The sequence below is a fragment of the Parasutterella muris genome (assembly GCF_943193095.1).
GTDB classification, from domain to species: Bacteria; Pseudomonadota; Gammaproteobacteria; order Burkholderiales; family Burkholderiaceae_F; genus Parasutterella; species Parasutterella muris.
Genome location: NZ_CALPCV010000048.1, coordinates 1 through 7125, shown reverse-complemented (window position 1 = coordinate 7125; position 7125 = coordinate 1). Strand labels below are relative to the sequence as shown.

The 7125-nt window shown below is 42.1% G+C and carries 5 protein-coding genes; 3 read left to right on the top strand and 2 right to left on the bottom strand.

Annotated elements, in window-relative coordinates; genetic code table 11:
- Positions 1–750: 750 nt before the first annotated feature.
- Together NFR90_RS11275 and NFR90_RS11270 are read left to right on the top strand one after the other, a co-directional pair.
- Entirely contained in the window at positions 751–1515 is a 765-nt protein-coding gene (locus NFR90_RS11275) for a ParA family protein (protein ID WP_251453100.1), read from the top strand.
- Between the two features lie 4 nt (positions 1516–1519).
- The gene (locus NFR90_RS11270) at positions 1520–2509 is read left to right on the top strand and encodes a ParB/RepB/Spo0J family partition protein (protein WP_251453099.1); all 990 of its coding nucleotides are present in this window, start codon (positions 1520–1522) and stop codon (positions 2507–2509) included.
- A gap of 83 nt (positions 2510–2592) precedes the next feature.
- Here NFR90_RS11270 and NFR90_RS11265 read toward each other — a convergent pair whose 3' ends face one another.
- Together NFR90_RS11265 and dnaB are read right to left on the bottom strand one after the other, a co-directional pair.
- Complete coding sequence (locus tag NFR90_RS11265) at positions 2593–3690, bottom strand: replication initiation protein (RefSeq protein WP_160336338.1); 1098 nt, start codon at positions 3688–3690, stop codon at positions 2593–2595.
- A gap of 491 nt (positions 3691–4181) precedes the next feature.
- Positions 4182–5558 (bottom strand): replicative DNA helicase, encoded by a 1377-nt coding sequence (dnaB, locus tag NFR90_RS11260; protein ID WP_251453098.1) that lies wholly within the window; start codon positions 5556–5558, stop codon positions 4182–4184.
- Between the two features lie 460 nt (positions 5559–6018).
- On the opposite strand from dnaB, the gene NFR90_RS11255 reads away from it, so the two are divergent.
- Positions 6019–6942 (top strand): DMT family transporter, encoded by a 924-nt coding sequence (locus NFR90_RS11255; protein WP_251453096.1) that lies wholly within the window; start codon positions 6019–6021, stop codon positions 6940–6942.
- Positions 6943–7125 lie beyond the last annotated feature (183 nt).

The following is a 7125-nucleotide window of genomic DNA, read 5'->3' as shown; positions in this document are numbered from 1 at the left end:
TTTATTTTGTCTGTAATGAGGGGGAATAATATATTCGTTTATAAAACCCATTCTCCGGCGGCCGTGAACATGTTCACGATAGACAACGGCTAACTTCCACTCGAAATTTTGTGGTCAAAAGTACATATTTGAGAGTACAACCGCTCCTTTCTTGCTGCGCTTAAGCACTTTGAATCGACTCAAAAGAATCTTTGGCTTCTACCGACAATAATTTTGTGGTCAAATGCACATAATATTTACGCTGTCCTTCCGCTATAACTGTTTTTTATTATGAGAAACTATCGGTAAGCAAATTCTGTCGACATATGTTTCGTACTTTAAAGCTTTTAGAAACGGAATTGTTCTCTTTGTACTAGGAAAGAATAATCCCTAACTGTGAACATGTTCACTTTTTTATCGACCATACTGTGGTCTTTTTCACATACAAAGGATAGAACGCATGTTACTTAACTTTTTAATGCTATCAAAATAACTCGACTATGAATAAAACATTGTTCCTTCCAAAATTATTTGTGGTCTTTTTCACATATTTTTCTCTACGAGTGCTGAGAACATGATTTCTCAAACAAGACTTTTGAACCATTTTCTCTAGTAAAAATGTAAAAAAAACCACAGATTTTGATCTTTTACCTTCGTGTGAACATGTTCACATAGAACCTGGCTTCTTAGTATTTCTGATGTGTGAACTTGTTCACATCAATTAGAAAGACCGCTAAAATTAGACTAACTTGAAACATCAAAGGAATCTCAATGGGGACTGTAATAGCATTTGCCAACCAAAAGGGTGGTGTCGGTAAGTCAACGCTCACCGTTCAAGCGGCTTTTTACTTTGCCACTAAGGAAAAGAAAAAAGTTCTCGTTGTAGATATCGACTCACAGGGTAATACCACCGAATCCTTGACACAGGGCCAGCCTTATGAGGGCACTTCCTCAGCTGCGCTGTTCGAGCCAAATCTGGAAGAACTATCTATTCAAGATACACCTTATAAAATCGACTTGATCGGTTCCGAGCAAAATTCAAATGAAGGTTACGATATTGAAAGCCGTGATTTTTCAGTGGTTAAAAATCCGGCGATTCATATCAAAGCGCTCAAGGAAGAGTACGACTACATCATCGTCGATTGTCCTCCGTCACTTGGTAGAAAACTCCTTGGCGGCCTGATTATGGCCGATTACGTCGTATGCCCGATCAAGTTATCCGGCTATGCGATTGGCGGCGTGTCCGGTATGGTGAAAACAATTCATGCCGTTCATGAAAACTACAATCCGAATTTGAAATTCCTTGGAGTTGTCGTAAATGAATATGACGACTCTGCGTCCGCAAAAGCAACTTTGGAGTTCCTAAAGAATGAAACCGACTGTGTCGTTTTTGACTCCAAACTGCACCATCGAGCCCCAATTGACGCAGCGACAACAATGGGGATACCAGTCTCAGAAATCAGAAACGGGAAACGCTCTTTTGAAGAGCTTGAACACCTCTTTAAAGAACTTTTAAACCGAATCAAAGCATCGTAATTATATGAAGACTTTTAAAATTAACAAGCCGAAAACACAATCGTTCAATCCGAAGAATATTAAAAGTCTGACCGATTTCAGTAGCTCCGTTGAACCAAATAAAGTCAACGGCAAAACATTAAAAACCATTCCTCTGGACCAAATTGATGCGAAGCCGCAGGTCCGTACTGTCATGGAAAATATTGGCGAACTGGCAGAATCTATGAAGAGCGGTCAGCTGCTGCCAATTTCAGTCGCCAAGTCCGAAAACGGGAACTACGTCATCCTCCAGGGCGAACGCCGCTGGTTGGCCGCCAAGCAGGCCGGACTGTCAGAAATAGAAGCTATTGTTGTTGAGGCTCCTAAAAATGAGGCCGACCGCATTTTTGGTCAGCTCACTGAGAATATCCAGCGCGAAAATATGAAACTTTGCGATCTGGTCAGCAGCATTAGTGACTTAGTTCAGCTCGGACATAATCAGACAGAAATCGCAAAGCGTTTAGGGAAAGACAGAACCTATATTTCTCGAATCGCTTCGCTCGCTTCAGCTCATCCTCTCGTGAAACAGTTTATTAACGACTCGTTCATAAACGACCCGCAAACAGCGCAAATTGTTAACTCGATCTTCGAAAAAAGCGCAAATGCAGAGCGTTTGCTTGCGTCCTGCCAAGATGAAAACGGATGTATCAGTCGTCCTGCTGCGCAGCGTCTGCTTAACAGCCTGAATGCGTCAAAAGAGAGCCACGAAAAGAAACAGAAAGTTAAGTCTTACGAAGACCGATTGAAAAAGAAAGAGATTCCTAACGGCATCAGAAGAGTCCCATCTGCCGCACCGGTAAACATCGCTGTTTCTTTTTTATCTGAATCCGGCCATCTCATAAACGGTCATCTTCTGCCCAGACTGATTGCGAAGAATCCAAATGAGGTCTGCGTATTATGCGAAAAAGACCACAAGGTTGTCTCAGTCCCTGCAGACAAGATCATTCTTCAGTCTATTTCAGAGCTGCAGAAATAAAATGTGAAAAAGACCACAGCTGAACGTAAGATTGTCTTGGATACATGAGAAAAAGACCACAAAATTGTGGTCTTTTTCTCATATTACTTATGCTTTGCTGAAGAAGGTTTAAATCCGACATCGTTCAGAAAAACTCTAACTTCATACACGAATGCGGGATCTGCAAGCTTCGTTTGAATCCATCTGATCCAAGAGTCGTTGGAATCAGCAGCGGAACCGCATCGACTGAGATAGTCTCTTGCAAATCGAGTACCTACGCCGCCGTCCTGATAATTGGCAAGTTTCTTCGCAAAATAGCTTCTCTGCTGTTCACTCAAAATCAGTCCGCGCCAATCTTCGTCACTGTATCCGGTCAGATCCTTGACCATGCCTTCCCACTCTTCCTGCGGGACGGATAACGTACTCGGAACAGCGTCTTTTCTTCGACTCTTAACTGAGAAAATGATATCTGTGAACCGACGACCAGTGCGGATAAACTCGCTCTCAACATAGAAATCGATTTTCTTAGCTTCATTGATCTTAGCAGTGCATTCGCGAACAATTCTGGCAACGTCGCCATTGAGCTTCTTCTGAGGAATATTAAGGATTTCTTTGAGCTCCTCAATAGACATCTTCTTTACCTGGCCGCGCCAGCGCACGCAGAGCTCAAAGAATCGGAGTGTTGAGACACTCTTTAGTTCAGAAATCTGCTTAATCGGATACCGAATGAAATTCGAACGAATCTTCGTAAGGAAAGGAAGAACTTCCTGTGAGAACGTTAAGCCAATCATGCCGCTTCGGTAAGAGACTTTTGAGATCCAGCGGAACTCATCACGCTCCTTGCCATTTGAACCGAAAGTACGGATAACGCTTCGGTTGTAGAGCGTGTTAACAGCATTTTGAAGGTATTTGTATGCCTTGGATCGTTCGCTTCCGATTTCCCTAAGTTCTTTTGCCGATACCCAATAAACAGCATCGCTTCTCACCTGATCAGTAACCGAATCAATCTTACTGATAGCGACGAGAATAATTCTGAGTTCATTCAAGGAAAGATTTGTCTTTGCCGTCAGCAAATCATTGGACTTAACGACCACGGCATTACTGTTCCAATCTTTGGACAGAGCTGTGGTCTTTTTAACATTTTTTTCGGGTGCCGGCTGAGTCTCAAGATCGAACTCTCCTTGCGCAGTGTACTTTGTCATATCTAAAGACCGCCTAATCACTATGTATTTCCCGATTTTCTCACAATTAGCCTATCTTTTGTTGTGTTTTCTTCATCAAGTGTGGTCTTTTTCACATAGATATGTGGTCCCTTTTACATAATATTGTGGTCTTTTTCACATTTAAACGAAACATCTTGTGGTCTTTTACTCATCTTATTTGGTCTTTTCTACAGAAATAAATGCGGCTTTTGTGGTCTTTTCTGCATATTATGTGGTCTTTTTCACATAAAAAGGATTATAACTTTTTGTTTTTTAACATAAAAAAAGAGCCTTAAAAAGAAAAAATTAATTAATAAAAAGAAAAAAGAAAGATTGCTGATTTCAGAGCTAAAGCCTAATAATTGACTAAGGTTATTTACTAGATACCGTATTTATGCTATCTTTCGGCTTTGTAATTTTTCCCAGGTCCCGGCTAGAGCCCTCCTACAGCATACTATTTAGTATGCAGGCCGGGACCTGCTTTTTCAGATTTACTTCCAAGCGTTAATTTCTTCAAATCTCTGATGCTCTCCATCAAAAATAACCGAAGTTTGTCCTACAGCACCGTTTCTGTTTTTAGCTAATTCGATATAAACAGTACGGCTGTCTCCAGGCTCTAATCCGTATTTAGCTAGTGAATATAAGAAAATTACCATATCCGCGTCCTGCTCAATTGCACCGGACTCTCTCAAATCAGACAGCATAGGTTTTCTGCTGGGCCTGTTTTCTACATTGCGATTGAGCTGAGAGAGCAAAAGTATCGGACAGGACAATTCTTTTGCCAATAGTTTCAAACCTCGAGAAAGAGCCCCTAGCTTCATCGCGCGATTTTCCTGGGATTCTGTATCGCCTTCATCATCAATTAGCTGAAGGTAGTCAACCACAATTAGACCCAGTTTGCCTAAACGAGCCTTTAATTGCCTTGCTTTTGACTTCAGACGGTACAAGTTAATAAGGCCTGAATCGTCAACAAACAAAGCTGCTTTCTTCAGCACTTCCATTGTTTCGTAATAAGTTCTCCATTGAGGAGCGGATAGCTGACCAGATTCAATTGCCGAAATATCGATTCGGCTTTGAGCACTTACCAGTCGCTTAATTATTTCTTCTTTGCCCATTTCAATAGAAAAAATAGCGACCGGAAGACTTCTTACTGTTGCTGTGTATCTGGCTACCTGAAGCGCAAACGCAGTTTTGCCGACTGAAGGCCTTGCTGCCAGCACAATGAGCTGACCGGGCTTAAACCCGTTAGTCAGAAGATCAAACTCTTCTATTCCGCTTTCAGCTCCTTGAATTTTATCTGGAGCGTTCACTGCATCAAGCATTGATTCTGTGAGCTTGTCGAGCATTTGGTTTGCTGATGTAAAGCCGCTTTTTCCTTCTTCGTCGGGATTAATTTTTAAAATCTCTGCCTGCACGGTATCGATTAACTGAACCGCGGAGGCAGTCTTTCGCTGCCCGATTTCGGCTTCTAAACGCGCAATTGTCTGCAGCAATAAACGTTTTAAAGACTTGTCTCTCAGAATTGCAGCGTATTGACTGAGATTAACGGAACTTGAGCTAGATTCAATTAAGTTGTTCAAGTAGGGAAGGCCGCCGGACTCCTTTTCTTTTCCGTCCGCTCTAAGCCGATCGAAGACTGTCAGCAGATCTGTCTGCTGTCCGCTGTTGATCATTGAAACCATTTCGCCATAAATGAGTCGGTTTGCATGACTGTAGAAATCTTCCGGAGTAAGGGTCGGTTCCATCAAATAGAACGATTCCGGATTGGAGAGAAGCGCTCCTAAGATAGCCTGTTCAATCTCCGTGGATTTAGGAGCCAGTGTCTCCGAGTAAGACGAATTAATAGAATCGTTTGGAATTTCGTTCATAGCAGTGCCTTTCGTATTTTTTTTATTCTAAACAAAGAGCAGGTATAGGAAGGATGCTTTTAAATATGAGAAAAAGACCACAACTTGATTAAGACCTTCAACTTAAAGGTTCTGGGTTCTAGTGCAAATAAAAAGAGAGCCTTTTAAGGCTGTTTGGTTGCTATTTGACCTTTGATTCATTTTTAAATGCAATAAAATTGTTGGTATTGAACAGTTCCGATAAACGAGATGACGATTGAGCTTCAAAAATGTAAAAAAGACCACAAAAAAAATTCTGGCTCAATTATCTTCTAGTGAGCGTGTTATTAGTGTTCTTTCTTGGATAAGCACCTTTTCCTTGAGTAAAATCCCATTGCGAAATCTATTGACTTGTTTCAAGCGAAGCTCTCTCGGCGTTGAACGATGAAGATGCAAAGAGCAAGTTTTCCTGCGAAAGAACGCGATTAACAGCGGAGACATCATGTTTGGTATATGGAAAGGAATTTTCTTAGCGACTTTTGCAGGATGCTGCTGGGGCACTATGGGTGTTGCTGCTCAATATTTGTTTGAGAACTGTCGTTTTGAAGCTGATGATCTGACAGCACTTCGCTTAATCGGTGCCGGCATACTTCTTCTTCTCATCTCTGCAGTGTCAGAAGGACCTAGGAGTTTATTTCTGCCTTTTAAGGATAAAAGAAATATCCGAGACATCCTCATTTACGGAGTGGGTGTCCTTTTAATCCAATACACGTTTTTTATCGCGATTCATGCAAGTAATGCAGGTACAGCTGCGATTATGGTTGGGTTCGGGCCGCTAATGATTATGTTTTACATGGCCGCAGCGAAACATAGACTGCCGTCTGCCAAGGAACTTTTTTGTCTCGTATTGGCCGTATCCGGTGTTGCGCTTCTCGTAACCAAGGGAAATTTTGACTCTTTGGATATTGCATCTGCCGGCGCTTTTTGGGGAATTGTCTCTGCAGCGTTTGGAGCATTCTGTACCGTCCAGCCAAAAGCCGTGATAGAGCGTATCGGTGTCTCGCTGGTCGTGGGCTGGGGCATGGTTGTGGGCGGGACGATCGCTTGTTTCTTTACCGATCCATTTAGCATGGACGTCGACTGGACATGGGCGTCCGTCGGCTGTTATCTGTTCATTATCGCGTTCGGAACTGTGGCAGCATTTTGGTGCTATCTCAGAAGCACGATGTATGTTATTCCCTCTATTTCAGCAATTCTGGGCTCATTCGAGCCGTTTTCGGCGGTGCTCTTTTCTTTTTTAATTCTTCATACAACCTTTAACGGTTATGAACTGTTTGGTGCCGCGGCGATTATCACCAACATGCTGATCCTGGTGTGGCCGGATAAGAACGCAATCAAAAAACTGTCAGCGGAAAAGAATCAATAGCGCTCATCTGAAAAGACGGAGTAATAAAAGTTTCTACCTCAAATCGAGTCTTGATTTGACGAACTCAAAAATATGTGTAGAATGCACGCTTCATTGAGCAGCGCGACGCTGTTCGAGATGCAGAAACAAATTTTTACATTGAATTTTCCTGTTTCAGTTGACAAGAATTTTCAGTTCTGTAAA

Excerpts from the sequence above, each read along its gene's own strand:
- NFR90_RS11275 (WP_251453100.1), top strand. The coding sequence starts at position 751 with ATGGGGACTGTAATAGCATTTGCCAACCAAAAGGGTGGTGTCGGTAAG.
- NFR90_RS11270 (WP_251453099.1), top strand. The coding sequence starts at position 1,520 with ATGAAGACTTTTAAAATTAACAAGCCGAAAACACAATCGTTCAATCCG.
- NFR90_RS11265 (WP_160336338.1), bottom strand. The coding sequence starts at position 3,690 with ATGACAAAGTACACTGCGCAAGGAGAGTTCGATCTTGAGACTCAGCCG.
- dnaB (WP_251453098.1), bottom strand. The coding sequence starts at position 5,558 with ATGAACGAAATTCCAAACGATTCTATTAATTCGTCTTACTCGGAGACA.
- NFR90_RS11255 (WP_251453096.1), top strand. The coding sequence starts at position 6,019 with ATGTTTGGTATATGGAAAGGAATTTTCTTAGCGACTTTTGCAGGATGC.